This window comes from Methylocystis sp. L43 (assembly GCF_015709525.1).
GTDB lineage: Bacteria > Pseudomonadota > Alphaproteobacteria > Rhizobiales > Beijerinckiaceae > Methylocystis.
Genome location: NZ_JADNRA010000033.1, coordinates 42361 through 59420 on the forward strand (window position 1 = coordinate 42361; position 17060 = coordinate 59420).

17 protein-coding genes are annotated in these 17060 nt (G+C 63.0%); 4 read left to right on the top strand and 13 right to left on the bottom strand.

All coding sequences use genetic code 11. The annotated features are described in order from the left end of the window. Together IYX23_RS13700 and IYX23_RS13705 are read right to left on the bottom strand one after the other, a co-directional pair. On the bottom strand, window positions 1-1305 hold the full coding sequence (locus tag IYX23_RS13700; protein ID WP_196393317.1) for an SCP2 sterol-binding domain-containing protein: 1305 nt from the start codon (window positions 1303-1305) through the stop codon (window positions 1-3). A gap of 44 nt (window positions 1306-1349) precedes the next feature. Next, window positions 1350-1802 carry a MarR family winged helix-turn-helix transcriptional regulator gene (locus tag IYX23_RS13705; RefSeq protein WP_196393318.1) on the bottom strand — a complete coding sequence of 151 codons (453 nt, stop codon included), beginning with the start codon at window positions 1800-1802 and terminating at the stop codon, window positions 1350-1352. A 135-nt stretch (window positions 1803-1937) separates the two neighbouring features. Between IYX23_RS13705 and IYX23_RS13710 the strand changes: the two genes are divergently transcribed. Continuing rightward, complete coding sequence (locus tag IYX23_RS13710) at window positions 1938-2147, top strand: hypothetical protein (protein WP_246716795.1); 210 nt, start codon at window positions 1938-1940, stop codon at window positions 2145-2147. A gap of 74 nt (window positions 2148-2221) precedes the next feature. Continuing rightward, the gene (locus IYX23_RS13715) at window positions 2222-3118 is read left to right on the top strand and encodes a pirin family protein (protein ID WP_246716797.1); all 897 of its coding nucleotides are present in this window, start codon (window positions 2222-2224) and stop codon (window positions 3116-3118) included. Between the two features lie 36 nt (window positions 3119-3154). Here IYX23_RS13715 and IYX23_RS13720 read toward each other — a convergent pair whose 3' ends face one another. The 4 genes from IYX23_RS13720 to IYX23_RS13735 form a co-directional block, all read right to left on the bottom strand. Further along, on the bottom strand, window positions 3155-3760 hold the full coding sequence (locus IYX23_RS13720; protein ID WP_196393320.1) for a L,D-transpeptidase: 606 nt from the start codon (window positions 3758-3760) through the stop codon (window positions 3155-3157). A 12-nt stretch (window positions 3761-3772) separates the two neighbouring features. Next, complete coding sequence (locus IYX23_RS13725; RefSeq protein WP_246716799.1) at window positions 3773-4900, bottom strand: lysylphosphatidylglycerol synthase transmembrane domain-containing protein; 1128 nt, start codon at window positions 4898-4900, stop codon at window positions 3773-3775. Between the two features lie 99 nt (window positions 4901-4999). Next, a complete protein-coding gene (phbB, locus tag IYX23_RS13730; RefSeq protein ID WP_026222828.1) occupies window positions 5000-5725 on the bottom strand; it encodes an acetoacetyl-CoA reductase in 726 nt (241 codons plus the stop codon). 123 nt (window positions 5726-5848) lie between these two features. Next, on the bottom strand, window positions 5849-7021 hold the full coding sequence (locus IYX23_RS13735; RefSeq protein WP_196393321.1) for an acetyl-CoA C-acetyltransferase: 1173 nt from the start codon (window positions 7019-7021) through the stop codon (window positions 5849-5851). A gap of 244 nt (window positions 7022-7265) precedes the next feature. Here IYX23_RS13735 and phaR point away from each other — a divergent pair, with 244 nt between their 5' ends. Next, complete coding sequence (phaR, locus tag IYX23_RS13740; RefSeq protein ID WP_196393322.1) at window positions 7266-7895, top strand: polyhydroxyalkanoate synthesis repressor PhaR; 630 nt, start codon at window positions 7266-7268, stop codon at window positions 7893-7895. Window positions 7896-7963: 68 nt separating this feature from the next. On the opposite strand, the gene ychF is transcribed toward phaR, so the two are convergent. Further along, window positions 7964-9061, bottom strand: coding sequence for a redox-regulated ATPase YchF (gene ychF, locus IYX23_RS13745; RefSeq protein ID WP_196393323.1), 1098 nt, complete (start codon window positions 9059-9061; stop codon window positions 7964-7966). A 119-nt stretch (window positions 9062-9180) separates the two neighbouring features. Beyond that, the gene (locus IYX23_RS13750) at window positions 9181-10992 is read right to left on the bottom strand and encodes a di-heme-cytochrome C peroxidase (RefSeq protein ID WP_196393324.1); all 1812 of its coding nucleotides are present in this window, start codon (window positions 10990-10992) and stop codon (window positions 9181-9183) included. A 115-nt stretch (window positions 10993-11107) separates the two neighbouring features. Here IYX23_RS13750 and IYX23_RS13755 point away from each other — a divergent pair, with 115 nt between their 5' ends. After that, entirely contained in the window at window positions 11108-12496 is a 1389-nt protein-coding gene (locus tag IYX23_RS13755; RefSeq protein ID WP_246716800.1) for a L,D-transpeptidase family protein, read from the top strand. Between the two features lie 147 nt (window positions 12497-12643). Here the strand turns inward: IYX23_RS13755 and IYX23_RS13760 are convergent, their stop codons facing one another. The 5 genes from IYX23_RS13760 to IYX23_RS13780 are packed head-to-tail and all read right to left on the bottom strand — an operon-like array spanning window position 12644 to window position 17057. Continuing rightward, complete coding sequence (locus tag IYX23_RS13760) at window positions 12644-13084, bottom strand: GNAT family N-acetyltransferase (protein WP_196393326.1); 441 nt, start codon at window positions 13082-13084, stop codon at window positions 12644-12646. Then, entirely contained in the window at window positions 13081-13878 is a 798-nt protein-coding gene (locus IYX23_RS13765; protein WP_196393327.1) for an ABC transporter permease, read from the bottom strand. The genes IYX23_RS13760 and IYX23_RS13765 overlap by 4 nt, the downstream gene beginning before the upstream one ends. Continuing rightward, complete coding sequence (locus IYX23_RS13770) at window positions 13875-14669, bottom strand: ABC transporter ATP-binding protein (protein WP_196393328.1); 795 nt, start codon at window positions 14667-14669, stop codon at window positions 13875-13877. The genes IYX23_RS13765 and IYX23_RS13770 overlap by 4 nt, the downstream gene beginning before the upstream one ends. A 15-nt stretch (window positions 14670-14684) precedes the next feature. Next, window positions 14685-15671 carry an ABC transporter substrate-binding protein gene (locus tag IYX23_RS13775; protein ID WP_246716801.1) on the bottom strand — a complete coding sequence of 329 codons (987 nt, stop codon included), beginning with the start codon at window positions 15669-15671 and terminating at the stop codon, window positions 14685-14687. Between the two features lie 51 nt (window positions 15672-15722). Next, window positions 15723-17057 (bottom strand): metallopeptidase TldD-related protein, encoded by a 1335-nt coding sequence (locus IYX23_RS13780; RefSeq protein ID WP_196393330.1) that lies wholly within the window; start codon window positions 17055-17057, stop codon window positions 15723-15725. Between the last annotated feature and the right edge of the window lie 3 nt (window positions 17058-17060).

The window sequence follows — 17060 nt, forward strand, 5'->3', positions numbered from 1 at the left end:
TCAGCCTGGAAAGCAGCGTCCAAAGGCCAGCAGCAGGCGCGGATCGCCGCGCAGCCGGATCTTGCCGCGCAACAGCGCCCAGACGAGGCTCGTCTCCTTGCGCACGAAGCGCAGCCATGTTTCGGAGTCGGCGGTCACGGTCAGTCGCGAGTCGCCGACAAGTCCGTCGTCAACGCTGAGCCTTTTGTTGGCGATGGCGACGGTGGCGCTGCGAACGTCCGCGCCGGTGAAGACGAAGTGGTAGACCGCGTCGAGACCGGTCGACTTTCCGCGCTGGAAGAATAGCCGCAAGCCGGAGAGGAAGCCCTCGATCGTCACGGGACGTAGCGTCGAGCCCGCGCGTTTCGGCGTCTTGGCCGGAAACCGGCGCGCCACATAAGCTTCGGCGTCGGAGTCAGCGACGACGTAGACCGTCTCGGCTTTCTTCTGCAGCGGATCGACGATCTCCTGAAGATAACGCTTCTTGTCCGCCTGATAGGCGCCGATCACATCGGCGCCCGCCGGGCAGACCGCCATGCAATAGGCCGCCTTGTAGTTCGGACCGAAGGCGAGGCTCTGCCACATCGAGACGGTCTCGGCGTCGCTGACCTTCGCGCGATAGGCGCGCGGGCTTTTAGAATCCGCGATCGTCTCCACCCACTCGCCGAAACCGCCCATGAACTCGCGATAATTATGCGTGTAGCAGGCGCCGAAGTCGAAATGTCCGTCCGGCGCAATCGCGCCCGTCGGACAGGCGGCGACGCAGAGCTTACATTCGAAGCATGGATTGAAGTCGAGCGGCGTAGCGCGCGCCTCAAGCTCGATGTCGACGGCGACTGTGCCGAGCAGAATGAAATTGCCGAACTTTGGATGGATCACATTGCGGTGGATTCCCATGTGTCCAAGCCCGGCCGCGACGGCGACGGGCTTGTGCGAGATGATCCACATCTTGCGCGGCCAGCGTGACGCTTCCATTGGGAATCCCATCGACGGATAGGCGGCGCGCACGCCGCGCGCTTCGAGGGAGTGGGCGATCGCGCGCGCGACTTCGTCGCAATCATCGGCTGCATGGTGGAATTCGAGATTGGCGACGGATCGCGCGGGACTGCGGATGTTTTCGCGGTTCATGCGCAGGACGAAGGAGATGAGCGTGCGCGCGAAGGGAAAGGCCGCGAGGATGTCATCCCGCTGATCGTCAAGCGCCGGATCGTCGAGCGAGACAAGGCCGACGTCGTCGGCGCCGGCCGCAAAAGCAATCTCGCGGAGCGCTTCCGCATCGAGAACTGCGGCGTCACGTGCGAAGGAGAGGCTGCGATCTACTATCATTGCATATACCCCTTATGGCGCGGCGATCATCTCGGCGCCGCACCTTAGATCGGCGAGGTCGCCTCCGTCAGGACGCGCAATTCGGAGAGAAGCTTTTGCAGGCGTTCGGCGCCGAATTTCGACTCCACTGCATTCTGCGCCTCGCGCCAATGCGGCAGGGCGTTGGCGAGCGTCGACTCGCCGAACTGCGTCAACGCAATCTTGCGCGTGCGGCGGTCGTCGCCGTGCTTCACCTTCACAAGCCCGCGCTTTTCCAAAACCGCGAGGTTTCGTGCAAGCGCGCTGCGATCAAGCGCGAAATATTCGGCCAGTTTGCTGACCGTCGCGCCTCCGGTGAGAGAGCAGGCGACAAGCAGCGAATATTGCGTCGGCTCCAGACCCGTCGTCGCCATGAACTGCCCATAGAGCCGCGTGATGGCGCGGCTGGCGCGCCGAATATTCGCGGCGGCGCAGTTTCGCGCGCAGAGCTTGACGTCGGCTTGATCTAACGAAGTCATGATACATGCATATACCCCTTTATTCGCGCCGTCAAATGCGGCAGGCGCTCCCTTGTGCGCGAGAGCACAGCAAACCAGCTCGCTTCGGATGAGGGTCGTGAACTGCTTTCTCATTATCAAAAGGGGAGGGATGAGATGCGAATGTTTATATTCCTGGTGGTCGCCGCTCTGGCCATGTCGTTCAGTCTCTATTCGAGCGCGGGCGGCTTGAAGGGCGCGTCGACCTCTGCGCCGCAGGCGAAGAGTCTCGACGCCAATCCGCCGCCGCGTTGCGCCAACAGCAAGCGGGTGCGACAGGCGGCGAACGTCGGATGCGTCATGAAGGGCAAGCGCCGCAGCGCGTAATTCGGGCGCTTGATCCCTCGTCCGGCGGACATAGCTAGTGGCGCAACACCCCTATGCGCGAGAAGAGGCTCAGCATGTCCATCCCCGGCGGCGAGGCGGCGGCGAAGACGATTGAATTGCAGATTGCGCCGCGCGCGCGCGAACTCGGCGGCTTCAGCGTCAGGCGCGCATTGCCCGACGACAGGCGTCAGATGGTCGGGCCGTTCGTCTTCTACGATCATTTCGGCCCGGTTCAATTCGCGCCGGGACAGGGGATAGACGTACGTCCGCATCCCCATATCGGGCTTGCGACCGTCACCTATCTTTTCGACGGGCGCATTCTGCATCGCGACAGTCTGGCGAATGTGCAGGAGATCGCGCCTGGCGCGATGAATTTGATGACCGCCGGGCGCGGCATCGTTCATTCCGAGCGCACGCCGCCGGGGCCGCGCGCGGCCGGGCAACAGATGCTCGGCGTGCAAAGCTGGCTGGCCTTGCCGTTGGCGCAAGAAGAAACCGAGCCGAGCTTCCAGCATTTTAGCGCGAACGTTCTTCCCATCGTTGAGGATGAAGGCGTGTTCGCGCGCGTGATCGCCGGCGCCGCGTTCGGAGCTAGGTCGCCGGTGGAGACGCTGTCGGATTGGTTCTATGTCGAGCTGCGTCTCTCGGCCGGCGCCTCAGCGCCGCTCGACGCCGATTATGAGCAGCGCGCGCTTTATCTCGTCGAGGGCGCCATCGCGATCGCCGGCGAACGTTTCGATGAGCCGCAACTGCTGATCTTCAGCCCCGGAGCCGCGATCACGATCCGGGCGCTTTCCGATGCGCGGATGATGCTGCTTGGCGGCGCGCCGGTAGACGGACCCCGCTTCGTCTGGTGGAATCTCGTCTCTTCCAGCAAGGAGCGGATCGAACAGGCGAAGCGCGACTGGCGGGAAGGGAAGTTCCCCTCGGTGCCGGGCGACGCGGAGTTCATTCCGCTGCCGGAAGATTAGCGGCGATCAGCCGCCGACCGACCGGCGCGAGGCGGCTTACGGCTCCACCACCACGGTCGCGCCGACGGCGACGCGGTCGTAGAGATCGACGACGTCCTCGTTGAGCATGCGGATGCAGCCATAGGAAGCGGCCGAGCCGATCGACTTGCGCATCTTCTGCGTGGTGCCATGGATCGCGACCTGACCCTCGCTGAGCGTCATGGCGCGGGCGCCCATCGGGTTATTCGACGCGCCGCCGGGGATCACCTCCGGCAGTTCCGGATGATCGTGCTTCACATCTTCCGGCGGCGTCCAGTCGGGCGCGACGAATTTGGCGTTGATCTGCACGACGCCGCTCCATTCCTTGCCCGCCTTCGGCACCGCGACCTTGTAGGCGATGGCGTCGTCCTGATCGACGATAAGATAGAGCTTGCGCTCATGCTCGCTGACGACGATGGAGCCGGGATCGAGTTCGGAGTGATAATGAACGAATTCGCGGGCGGCGGCGGCCTGCGGCGCCGAGGCGGCGCCGATGATGGCGGCGGCGAAAACGAATTGGGCGATCTTGGAAGTGCGGCGGTTCATTGTCTTGCGCTCGATGTTCGATGTCTCGATGAGCGCGTTGTAGAAGAGCCGCGGCCCGTCTTCCGTGCGGCGGCGCACGCGGGCGCTCCGTCAGGTGAGCGTCGAAGCGGAGTCTTGCGCAGCGCCCTCAGGCCTCGAGCGTTCTTTCAACCATCTGAAACATGCAATGCCAAGAAAGCCGACGATGATCAGCGTGTGGGGCGCGGTGATTGAGAAGTGATAGGCCAAGGCCGCGGAAATGGCGCGTTCCTTTTGAACGCCATAGCCGTTGACGAGATAGGCGACGATGCCGGCCTCGAACAGCCCCAGGCCCGCGGGGCTCGCGGGAACGGCGATCGCCAGCGCGCCGATGATCAGTAACGTCATCGCGTGGATAAGGGTGAAGTCGATTTCAGGGATCAGCGTTCTGAAGGCGACGTAGACCAGGCAGACGTTTGTCGTCCATATCGAGGCCGTGAAGAAGGCAGTTCTCGCCGCACGGTGATGCGCGACCAATCCGCCTGCCTGTTTGAAAAAAGCGTCCAGACGCAAGGCGTCCACGATGCGCCAATCCGGAAGGCGCCAGATGACGGCTTTCTGCCGGAAGACGAACATGCCGCAAAAAACGATCGAAAGGATTACGGCGGCTGCGGTCAACAGGCGCGGATCGATGATGCGCGAATCTGAATTCGCAAGGATGAGCAACGACAAAAGGACGATCGCTGTAACGTCGTAGAGTTTTTCCAGCAGGACTGCGGCGCTGATGCCGCCGATCGCATAATTAAAATAGGAATGTCCAAAATAGATTTTCACGCCTTCGCCAGCCCTGAACGGAACTAAACTGTTGAAGGTGAATCCTATCGTGGCGATCAGAAAACCGGACGAGAGTCCGCCGCCAAGCAGCGTCGACAGGCGCGACCCATAGAACAGCAAGACGAACACATTCATCGTCATTGCCGTCAGAACCGCGCTTAAGGGGATCTGCTTCAGCTCCTGCGACAGACCGGCGAATTCGATGTTCTGGTAGAGCCAGTAGGATATGTAGGCAAAAAAGGCGGCGTTTAGAATCAGCGCGACATATCCGCTGCGCTGAGAGATGAACTTTATTGAGCTGGTCGCTTGCTGCGCACCGGCGCTCAGGGGCAAAGGTGGAAGGCCGCCGATCGGCGAGACGATCTCGCTCAATCGCAGCTCGGGCGCGAGACGCGTCGGTCGAAGTCGATCGTCCTCTACGCTCATGGCCATCTCGCTCCGCGCGGAATAGCGCTTCGCCTCATAGGCCAGAAAAATGGCCGGCGCGAAGACCGGCCTATTCTCTGGCCCGCACAGACCATCCGCTTAGTGCAGATACTGGCCGCCGTTGATCGTCAGCGTCGAGCCGGTGATGAAGCCGGCGTCATCGGCGGCGAGAAACACGACGGCGCGCGCGATCTCTTCGGGCTCGCCGAGGCGGCCGACGGCGATATAGGGTATGATGTGCTTGTCGAGCACGTCCTGCGGAACGGCCTTCACCATCTCGGTGGCGATATAGCCCGGCGCGATGGCGTTGACGGTGATGCCCTTAGACGCGCTCTCCTGCGCGAGCGCCTTAACGAAGCCGATGTCGCCGGCCTTGGAGGCGGAATAGTTGGTCTGGCCGGCCTGGCCCTTCTGGCCGTTGATCGACGAGATGACGATGATGCGGCCGAAGCCGCGATCGCGCATGCCGTTGATGACCGGTCGCGTGACGTTGAACAGCGAATTGAGATTGGTGTTGATCACCGCCTGCCACTGGGCAAGCTCCATCTTGTGGAACAGACGGTCCTTGGTGATGCCGGCGTTGTTGACGAGAATGTCGACCGGGCCGATCTCTTTTTCGATCTGCGCGATTCCGGCGGCGCAGGCGTCGTAATCGGAAACGTCGAATTTGAAGACCGGAATGCCCGTCTCGGCCTTGAACTTATTGGCGGCTTCGTCATTGCCGGCGTAAGTCGCCGCGACAGTGTAGCCCGCCGCCTTCAGCGCCTTGGAAATCGCTTCGCCGATGCCGCGCGTGCCGCCTGTCACAACTGCAGTTCTTGCCATTTAAAGAGTCTCCTCCAGAATTGTTGATTGTTTGAAACGGCGGTCGGCGGTCGTGAGCAGGCAGTCGGAGAATATCGCAATCCGAATGCCTACTGCCGACGTCCTATTGCCGACTGCCGATGATTACCGTTCCACCGTCAGCGCGATGCCCATGCCGCCGCCGATGCAGAGCGTCGCGAGGCCCTTCTTGGAGCCGCGACGCGCCATCTCGTGCAGGAGCGTCGTGAGCACGCGCGCGCCGGAGGCGCCGATCGGATGGCCGATGGCGATCGCCCCGCCATTGACGTTCACGATCGCCGGATCCCAGCCCATGTCCTTGTTGACCGCGAGCGCCTGCGCCGCGAAGGCTTCGTTCGCCTCGATGAGATCGAGATCGGCGACCTTCCAGCCGGCTTTCTCCAGCGCTTTGCGCGACGCGGGGATCGGCCCGGAGCCCATCAGCGACGGATCGACGCCGGCGGTCGCCCAGGAGGCGATCCGCGCCAGCGGCGTCAGGCCGCGCTTCTTGGCCTCTTCGGCGCTCATCACGATGAGCGCCGCGGCGCCGTCGTTGAGGCCCGAGGCGTTCGCCGCCGTCACCGTGCCGTCCTTGGCGAAGGCCGGGCGCAGCTTGCCGACGCCGTCCATGGTCACGCCATGCTTGATATATTCGTCGGCGTCGACGACGACGTCGCCCTTCTTGGTCGAGATCGTATAGGGGATGATTTCGTCCTTGAACTTGCCGGCCTTTTGCGCGGCCTCGGCCTTGTTCTGCGACTTGACCGCGAATTCGTCCTGCTGCTCGCGGGTGATCTGCCACTGCCGGGCGACGTTCTCGGCGGTGACGCCCATGTGGTAATTGTTGAAGGCGTCGGTGAGCCCGTCGATGATCATGGTGTCGACGAATTTGACGTCGCCCATTTTCGTGCCCGTGCGCAGCTGCGACGCATGCGGCGCGAGCGACATCGACTCCTGACCGCCGGCGACGATGATGCTGGCGTCGCCCGCCTGGATTTGCTGGGCCGCGAGCGCCACGGCGCGCAGGCCGGAGCCGCAGACCTGATTGATCCCGAAGGCCGTGGCGCTGTCCGGAACGCCGGCCTTGATCGCCGCCTGACGCGCCGGGTTCTGGCCCTGCGCGGAGTCGAGCACCTGCCCGAGAATGACTTCGTTCACCTCATTTGGCTGGACTTTGGCGCGCTCGAGAGCGGCCTTGATGGCGACAGCGCCGAGCTCGTGGGCCGGAACCGCTCCAAAGGCTCCGTTGAACGATCCTACGGCGGTGCGCGCCGCGGAAACGATCACGATATCGGTCATCTGTCGATCTCCTTGCAAAATAGTCCAACCGCCCGACCGCCTTAGCCGGTCAGGGGGCGAAATGTTGGTCCTTTCGCGCTTGCGGTGGGCAAGCCGCGGCCCGTTTTGCACGGAATCGAGCGGTAGCGAAAGGCTTTCGGCATGAAAATATTGCCGCAGGCGCCAATTTGCGCGTATCGTCCGACGCTAGAGGACTGTTTTTAGGCGGGGCGGCGGCCGTGCGGCGAGGGAGCGTGTCAGGCGTATGGCGACTGAGAAAAAACCCACCACGATCAAGAAATACGCCAATCGTCGGCTCTATGACACGGGAACGAGCACTTATGTGACGCTGGAGGACCTTGCCGGGATGGTGAAGCGCGGCGAGGATTTCGTCGTGTGCGATGCAAAAAGCGGCGATGACATCACCCGCCCGGTTCTGGCCCAGATCATCTTCGAGCAAGAGGGCAAAGAAGGCCAAAGCCTGCTGCCGATCGCCTTCCTGCGCCAGCTCATCCGCTTCTACGGCGACTCGATGCAGATGCTGGTGCCGAGCTATCTCGAATTCTCGATCGACAAGCTGACGAAGGAACAGCAAAGATTCCGGGATCAATTCACCTCGGCGCTCGGCGTCGGGGGCGCGCCGTTCGCCGAGCCGACGCGGGCGGCGTTCCAGTCGCTCGAAGAGCAGGCGCGCAAGAACATGGCCGTGTTCCGTCAGGCGCTGACCATGTTCAATCCCTTCGGCGTGCCGGCGGAAGGCATGATGACCACGGCGCCCTCGCTCGACGAGCAGGAGAATGGCGGCGTTCGGAAGGAAGGCGGCGACGTCGCCGATTTGAAGCGCCAGCTCGACGAGCTGAACAAGCGGATCGATAATCTGTCGAAGCCGGGGTGATGCGGGCGTTCAGCGCAACGCTGGGTTCTTCCTTATCCCGCTTGCGGGAGAGGGGAGTCGCCGCGGATTTATGTATTGAACCTGAAATGCATCACGTCGCCGTCGGCGACAACATATTCCTTGCCTTCCAGCCTTAAGCGCCCGGCGTCGCGGGCGCCGGCTTCGCCCTTGTTTGAAACGTAATCGCCATAGGCGATCGTCTCCGCGCGAATGAAGCCTTTCTCAAAATCGGTATGGATCACGCCCGCCGCCGCCGGCGCGCGCACGCCTTTCTCGATGGTCCAGGCGCGCGCCTCCTTGGGGCCGACGGTGAAATAAGTGATGAGATGCAGGAGGTCGTAGCCGGCGCGGATGACGCGATTGAGCCCAGGCTCGACGAGGCCGACCGCCTCCAGATAATCCTTCTGCTCGGCGGCCGGCAGCACGGCGATCTCGCTTTCGATCTTCGCCGAGACGACCACCGCGGCCGCGCCTTCCTCGGCGGCGCGAACAGCGACTTTCGCTGATTGGGCGTTGCCGTCGGACGCCGAGGCTTCTTCGACATTGCAAACGTAAAGCACGGGCTTCGACGAGAGCAGCCCGAGACCGGCGAAGGCGACGCGCTCCTCCGCGCTGACCTTGGCGAGACGCGCGGGCTTGCCCTCGCGCAGCAGGACAAGGCAGCGGTTCATCAAATCGGCGAGTTCCTTCGCCTCCTTGTCGCCGCCCTTGGCTTTCTTCTCCATGGCGACGACGCGCTTTTCGAGGCTGTCCAGATCAGCGAGCATCAGCTCGGTCTCGATCGTCTCGATGTCGCGGATCGGATCGACGCCGCCTTCGACATGGGTCACGTCGCCGTCCTCGAAACAGCGCACGACATGAGCGATGGCGTCGCATTCGCGGATATTGGCGAGAAACTGGTTGCCGAGTCCTTCGCCTTTGGAGGCGCCGCGCACGAGGCCGGCGATGTCGACGAAGGTCAGGCGCGTCGGAATGATCTCTTTGGAGCCGGCGATCCTGGCCAGTTCCTCAAGCCTCGGATCGGGAACGGCGACTTCGCCGACATTGGGCTCGATCGTGCAGAAGGGATAGTTCGCGGCCTGCGCCGCGGCGGTCTGCGTGAGGGCGTTGAAGAGGGTCGACTTGCCGACGTTGGGCAGGCCGACGATGCCACATTTGAACCCCATATCCGTCCCGGTTTTGGATTGCGCGTTGCGGCGCGGTATGCGGGGCGGCGCGAGAAAAGGCAAGGGGGCGGGCGTCCCCCTTGCCTTCATGCTGCGATCGTGGCGCGCGTCGCCGCGCGCTAGAGGCTCTTCAAATATTCGAGAAGCGCCTTCTTTTCGACGTCTGAAAGCGCAGTCCCGAAGTCATGGCCGCAGCGGCTGTTGCCGGAATCCCGTTTCGAGCAATCGTCGGCGTTGTAGGTCGAGTTGAATGCGCCTTGTTCCCTCGCCAAGCCGACGTTCTCAATGTCATAGGCCGGGCCTACCTTGAAGGAGGCCGGGCGGTCGGCGGGCTTCTTCAAGAGATCGGCGAGCGTCGGCACAGAGCCATTGTGCAGATAAGGCGCCGCCGCCCAGATGCCGCGCATCACCCGCGCTTCGAAAACCGCGGCGGGCTGCGCGCTGGGCTTCTTGTAGAGGTTTTGCAGGTCCGCCGAGAACTTGGCGGTTATGAGACTGGCGGCCGTCTCCGTCCTGGCTTGTCGAGACTCGGGGATGCATTCTTCAACGATCGGCTTGAACACGTCGAGGCCGAAATGGAGCGGCGCTTCGAGGATTGATCCAATCACCGAGAGGCCGAGAATGCTGATGATCTTGTCTTTTGGTTTTAGCGGCGTGTCGATCCCGGGGACAAAGGGGATTGCTGCGCCATTGAGCACGCCGGTATCCGCCTCGCGTCCGAGCACGTTGTATTCGCGAACGTCCGTTCCGACATCCTGAAGCGGCGTTTTCCACGTGTTGAGATTGCAAAGCCGGGGCGTTCCTTTCGCGACTTCGTGACAACCTGTCGCGCAGCCGCCCTGCTTGGGATCGCGATTGAAAATTTCCTCGCCTTGCGCGACGAGTTTCGGATCGAGACTCCACGGCCATTTCGGCGGGCCGATCTGCTGGATCAAGTTTTCAAGACGCATGAGGCCCGGATAATTCAGCGAGGAATCATTGAGGAAGTTGATGAGTTTGGGGAGCCGGGAAGAATTGAATTTGACGAGTTGCGGCAATGCGAGCGTGAGAGGCGTCGGACGGTAGATGCCGAAGACCCCGTAGACTTCGCCGACGTTCCTCGCCAGACCAAGAATGTCGTCGCCGTTGCGGGCGAATCCCGGCCATTGCGTCATATCCTGAATGGGCGCGTTCCACAGGAACGGATAACGCACCGGCGCGTCGGCGAGGGCGATATTCTGCTCGATGATCCGCGACGAGGTCGTTCCGATGTCCAGTCCGGCGACTCGGTTGAAGATCATCGATACGGCGTCGGCGCGCGCCACGCCCCAACCAGGCTTGGGGAGCGATTTGCGCATCAGAACGTCGTAGGGCTGGAACCAGACCTCGACCTCCTTTCGCAGTTTCCTGAGCGCGCGTTCGTTGGGGTCGCCGCCAAGCGCCTCTTTGGCGAATTCCTCGAAGGCGGCCTCGTCGGCGAGAATTTTTTGGAAGGCCGTGTCGATGTCGGCGAGAAGGCTTTGGAAGTCGCTGAGCGCCGGCCCCCCATCGATCCGCCATGAGACGCCGTTGACGTCGATCTGACGCGTATGGCAGGCGGAACATGTCATGCTGAAGAATTGCGCCCCCTGCTCGGAGGCGGCGAGAAAGCCCACCGGCAGTCCGGGAGTCGGGCTGTTCGGATTCGGCAAATAGCCGTAGCGAGTCAGACCATCGTCGAGGAAATGTTTGCCGTCAGAATGTCTCAGCGCCTTGAACCAGTTGAGCGGCATGATTCGCGCGCCCTGGTCGAGACTGTAGAAATCGTCGCGGTCCGCCGGCGCCCAATGGGCGCCCTGATCGGCGTATTTGACTTCGGCGGCGGGCGAAGGATTCGCGGCGGCGAGTGCGAGCAGCGCAGCGGCGGCAATGTGCGCACGCAATAGCGTGCGCAATGCTTTGTTTGCAATCATGGGTCCCCCAAAGCAATAGAATATGCGATAAAATTAGAGCATAGGCGCGCGTGATTCACAACGGGCGGCGGCGCGCCGCCGCTGTGCGCTATGCACGCGCCGACACGGCATGAAAATGAAGAAAACTCCTTCCGCTTCTCGTCTTGGCTTCCTGATTGGGGCGCTGATGTCGATGCTCGCGATAGGCGCGCCGCTTCGCGCTCAGACCGCGACGCCCGAAACGGCGCCTGCGCCCGCGCAGTCGGCGCCGACGCCCGTAGCGCCGCCGGCGCCCGCGGCGCCGCCCGAAGCTGCGCCCGTGACGCCTGCGCCGCCTGTCAGCGCCGCGCCCGTCGCGCCGCAAGCGACAACGCCAGCGCCCGCTCAGACCGCCGCGAAAAAGCCAAAGCCGAAACCAAAACCTGCGCCGCCGCGCGAGGCGGCGCTTTCCGACGATCCGACGCCCGCATTGCAGCCTCAGACATTTTTCACCACGTCGAAAGCGGCGGATCGCTATCGGCAGATCGTCGATCGCGGCGGATGGCCGAGAGTGGGCGTCTCGCTTCGGCCTGGCGCGAAGGGAGCCGCGGTGTCGACGCTGCGCCGGCGCCTCGCGGCCGAAGACGACAGCCTCGTCGACACGGCTAAAGAGAAATGGGACGCCGATCTCACCGCGGCGGTGAAGCGCTTTCAGTTTCGCCTCGGGCTGAAACAGACGGGCCTCGTCGCGGGCGCGACGCTACGCGAACTCGACGTGCCGGCGGAGACCCGCTTCCATCAGCTCGAGTCCACCGCACAACGGCTCACCGCGTTCGATTTCGCCTTTGGTCCGCGCTACATCGTCGTCAACATTCCGTCGACGGCGGTCGATGCGGTGGAAGACGATCGCGTCGTGCGCCGCTACGCCGCGATCGTCGGCGATCCCGAGCACCATTCGCCGGAGCTGCAGGCGAAGGTCGTCGCGGTCAACATCAATCCCACATGGACGGTTCCGGTCTCGATCATCAAGAACGAGATCGCGCCGAAGATGCTGAAGGACCCGACCTATCTGCAGCGCTCGCATATTCGCGTGCTGAACGCGCAACGCGAGGAGGTCGATCCGCGCTCGATCAACTGGGCGAGCGAGCGCGCCGCCCAATACACGCTGCGGCAGGATTCCGGCGCGGACAATTCGCTGGGCTCGATCCGCATTTCGATGCCCAATTCTCATTCCGTCTACATGCATGACACGCCCTCGCGAAATCTCTTCGCCAATGATTATCGCTTCCTGTCGCATGGCTGCGTGCGCGTGCAGGGCGTCGTCGATCTCGCGGCCTGGCTGCTCGACGGCGAATCCGGTCCGCAGATGAGCAAGGATGAGATCAACGCAAAAATCGCGTCGGGCGAGCGCGAGGAGGTGCGGCTGACGCAGCATGTGCCGGTGGCGTGGGTCTATATGACCGGCTGGGCGTCGGCGGACGGCCTCGTGCATTTTCGCGACGACGTCTATCATCTCGACGAAGTGAGAGGCGTCGCCGAGCAGTAGGCCTCGTTGGTCTGCATGGCCCGGATGTCATTCTCGGCGGACCGAAGGTCCGACCGGGAATCCAGGGCAGTATTCAAGCTCTGGATTCCCGATCACGCGCGTCGCGCGTGTCGGGAAAGGCGTCCAAACGTATCGTCACTATGAGCGCTACAGCGTCACGCGGTAGCGAACGAAACTGTCGGCTTCAACGAATGAATCGTAGAGACGCCGCGCGCGTTCATTGTCGGCTTGCGTGTGCCAATAGAGGCGCGCCCATCCGCGCGCGCGTCCAAGATCGATGAGATCCTGAATGAGCGCGCGCCCCACGCCCGCGCCCCGAACATTTGGATCGACGAAAAGGTCTTCGAGATAACACGTCGGCGAAGATGTCCAACTGCTGTCATGCAGCACGGAGACGGAAAAGCCGGCGATGCATCCCTCCCTTTCAGCAATCCGGCCGATCATGGCCGAGGTTGGGTCGAGAAGGCGGCGTAACGTATATTCGGTCACTTCCACCGGCACAGAGGTTTCGTAGAAATCATTATAGCCGGCCCAGAGCCTGCGCCACGCCGCGGCGTCCGCCTCGCGAATGTTCCGGATGAGAGTCATTCGTCTTGCGCTCTGGCGCTTTCGTGCCAGCCGCGCAGCAGAACATAGGACAGGGCGGCGAGCGCGCCGTAGATGGCTAAGCCGCTCAGCGAGATAAGCGCCAGCGCCGCAAACATGCGTGGAATGTCGAGACGGAATCCCGCTTCGACGATGCGATAGGCGAGGCCCGTTCCCTGACCCGACGCGCCTGCGGCGAGCTCCGCGACGATGGCGCCGATGAGCGCCAGTCCGCCGCCGATGCGCAAACCCGCGAGGAATTGCGGCAGCGCCGACGGCAGGCGCAGATAGATCAGCTTCTGCCATGGCGAGGCGCGATAAAGGTCAAACAGATCGCGCAAGCCGAAATCGACGGAAGCGAGTCCGAGCGACGTATTCGAAAGAATCGGAAAGAAGGCGACGAGAAAGGCGCAGACCAGCACCGCATTGCCGGGCTGCAGATAAACGAGCAGCAAAGGCGCGATGGCGATGATCGGCGTCACCTGCAAGGTGATGGCGAAGGGCAGCAGCGCGCGCTCCAGCCATTTCGACTGGGCGATAAGCAGCGCCAGCGCCACGCCGCAGACGGTGGCGATGATAAGCGCCTCGATAGTGACGCCGAGCGTCACCAATAGCGACGAGAACAGGAGTTCGCGGTCCTCGATCAGCTTGGCGAGGATGACGCTCGGCGCCGGGAGAATATAGGGCGGGATGTTTTTCCACCGCACGAGCGCTTCCCACAGCGCCAAAGCAGCGAGAAGAACGGCGAGCGGCACGCCGATGTCGCGCCAGGCGATGGCGCTTGGCTTTTGGATCACGGCGTCGCCTCTTCGATTGAGACGCGAAGCGCCTGCGACGCCCGGCGACACACGTCGGCGAAAGTCCTGCTCGACCGATAGTCGTCGTCGCGTGGGATCGCCGGGTCGATCTCGATTTCGTCGATGAGTCTGCCGGCGCGCCGCGACATCACCACGATGCGCGTCGAGAGATAGGCGGCTTCGAACACCGAATGGGTGACGAAGACGATCGTCGCGCCGAATCGGCGTTTGAGCGCGAGAAGATCGTCATTGAGTTTGAAGCGCGTCACCTCGTCGAGCGCGGCGAAAGGTTCGTCCATCATCATCAGCGTCGGCCGCGTCACCAGGGCGCGAGCGATGGCGCAGCGCATCCGCATCCCGCCGGAGAGTTCTCGCGGCAGCGCGCGCGAAAAGTTGAGAAGACCGACATGCGCGAGCGCCTCTTCGATGCGCGGCGACGCCGCTTGGCGTGGAACGCCCTTAAGCCGCAGCGGCAGAAAGACATTGTCGAATACGCTCGCCCAAGGCAGCAGCGTCGCATCCTGGAACACGACGCCGATGTTGTTCTTCACTTGAGGCGCGCTCCAGTCGATCGCGCCTGCCGTCGGGCTCGCGAGCCCTGCGATGAGCCGCAGCACCGTCGACTTGCCGCAGCCCGAAGGCCCGAGCAGCGTCAGGATCTCGCCGTCGCGCACGTCGAGGTCATAGTCAGCGAGGGCGACGAGCCCGCTTGGAAAAATCTTGCCGACCGCGCGCAATGAAACGAGCGCGGGCGCCGTCACTTGCACATCTGCGATCTCACGCGCGCTCATGTCGGATCCCTGGCGTCATTTTGGCCGCAGCTCCATGCCGACCTTCTTGCCGATAAAACGCAGCGTGTAGCCGCGCGTGTAATCAATGTTGGCGGGAACGACGCTGGCCTTGGCCATCTTATCGAAAAAGCTCTTCATCCGCGCGTCGGTGATCACGCCGACGCCATAGGTCCGCGCGTCGCCGGAATCGACGATCCCGCGCTCCTTCATTTTACCGAGGGAATAGGCGATCTGACCGTCGGTCATCTCTGGATTGTCGCGCTTGATCATCGCGTTCGCCTGAGCGTTGTCGCCGTAGAGATAATTGTACCAACCGATGATCGAAGCGTCGACGAAGCGCTGCACGAGGTCGGGAGTCTTGGCGATGGTGTCGGCGCGCGTCTCGATCGTCGTCGAATAGCCGTCATAGCCGTAGTCGTGCAAAAGAAAGACGTTGGGCGTGAACCCGCCCGCGCGCTCGATCGCGTAGGGCTCCGAGGTGAGAATTCCCTCCTGAATCGATTTCTTGTCGGCAAGGAAAGGCGCCGAATTGAAATTATAAGGCTTGGCGTTTTGGTCCTTGAACCCATAGGCCTGCTTCAGCCATTGCCAGACGGAAGCGCGCATGTCGCTGGCGATGAAGGCCGTCGCCTTCGGCAGATCTTCGAAACGATCGAGGCCCTCGCCGGCATGCGACATGAAAATCACCGGATCGACCTGGAACATGCTGGCGACGGTGACGACCGGCACGTTCTGCTGCACCGATTCGAACATCTGGATCGTGTTTGCGCCCATCGCGAAATCGACGCGTCCGGCGGCGAGCAGCAGCCGCGCGTTGAGCTGCGGACCGCCTTGCAAAAGGGTCACGTCGAGCCCGTAGCGCGCATAAGTGCCGTCGGCGACGGCCTGATAGAATCCGCCGTGCTCGGCTTGCGCCCGCCAATTGGTGGCGAAGCGCACCTTGTCGAGCGCAAGGGCGGGCGCCGCGATGAGGAGAGCGATGAGCAAGGCGACAAGGCGCATGGTGCGGGCTCCGGCTGCGAGGCGCGCATCATACATGAACGCGCGCGGGCTCTATATCCCGCTCGACTTCGACGAGAAATTGAAGCCTTCGACGAGCATCGCCGGCGCTGCCGGCGCGCCGCCTTCGCCGGCCGCGCGCCAGGTCCGACGCGTTGGACCGAGCGCTTTGATGTTGCTGAACAGCTCGCCCAATCGCTGATTGAAGCGCATGTTGCGCATGGGCGCGACGATCCGGCCGTTCTCGATAAGGAAATTGCCGTCGCGGGTGAGGCCGGTCAGCAGCAGGCTCTTCCGATCGACGATATTGGTGTACCAAAACCGCGTCACCAGGACGCCGCGCCGCACCGAGCGAACCATGTCGTCCAGCGAAACGTCGCCGCCGGACATCACGAAATTCTGCGCGAAGGGGATGGGTTCGGATTCGGTCTTTTGCGCCCAGGCGCGTGAACGATAGAGCGTCGTCACAACGCCGTTCTTCACAAAGGCGCGGGCGCGATGCGGCACGCCCTCGTAACCGACGGCGGCTTCGGGCGCCAGCGGATCAGCCGGATCGACGCGGATCGTGAGCTTTTCGTCAAAGAGCTTCTCGCCCAAAAGCGCGCCGCCGCCAGGACGCGCGAAGAAGCTTCTCCCCTCGTCGGCGGCGCGCGCCTCCATTGTTCTGATGAGCCAAAAAGCGAGCTCGGTCGTCGCGTCGGGCTCAAGAACAACCGTATACGCGCCGGGTTCGAGATCGACGGGAATCGCGTCATGCGCGCCTTTGGCGCAGGCGACGCGCGCGATCGCCTCCGCATCGAGTCGATCAGCGAAAAATTGATGCGCGCCGGCCCATCCCGACCAAGCGTCGGCGCGGTTGCGCGCCGTGGCGGAGAGATCAATTTCGCTGCGCCGCTCATAGGCGAAAAGGCCGGCGCTCGTCGCATATGCGTCGAATCGCCTTGCCGTCGTCGCGCAGCCGAAGGTGTCGACGCCGATGCGCGCGCCTTCCTCGATGACGCGCGCCGCCGCGTCGGCGAGGGCGTCGAGGCGCAGATTGGCGGTAGTCTCGTCATAACGGTCGGAGAAGCCGTAATTCTGCGGGCCGAGCGGCGCGACATAATCCGGATCGACGGGCAATAGGCGCGCGATCTCTTCCGAGCGCGCCACGGCGGCGGCCAACGCCGCGTCGTCGAAACGCGAGATGCTGCAGGAGCCGATGCGCCCGCCAATATGTGACGAGATGCGCAGAGCAGCTTCCGCGGTCGCGAGATTGGTCGTCGCGCCGCCGCGCGCGAAGCGCAGACTTTGATCCAAGCCGCCTTGGATATGCACGGCGCAGGCGTCGGCCTTGGAGCGTGCGAGAACATTGTCGGCGATCGACTTTGCGTCGTCTGAAGAAAGAAACATGCG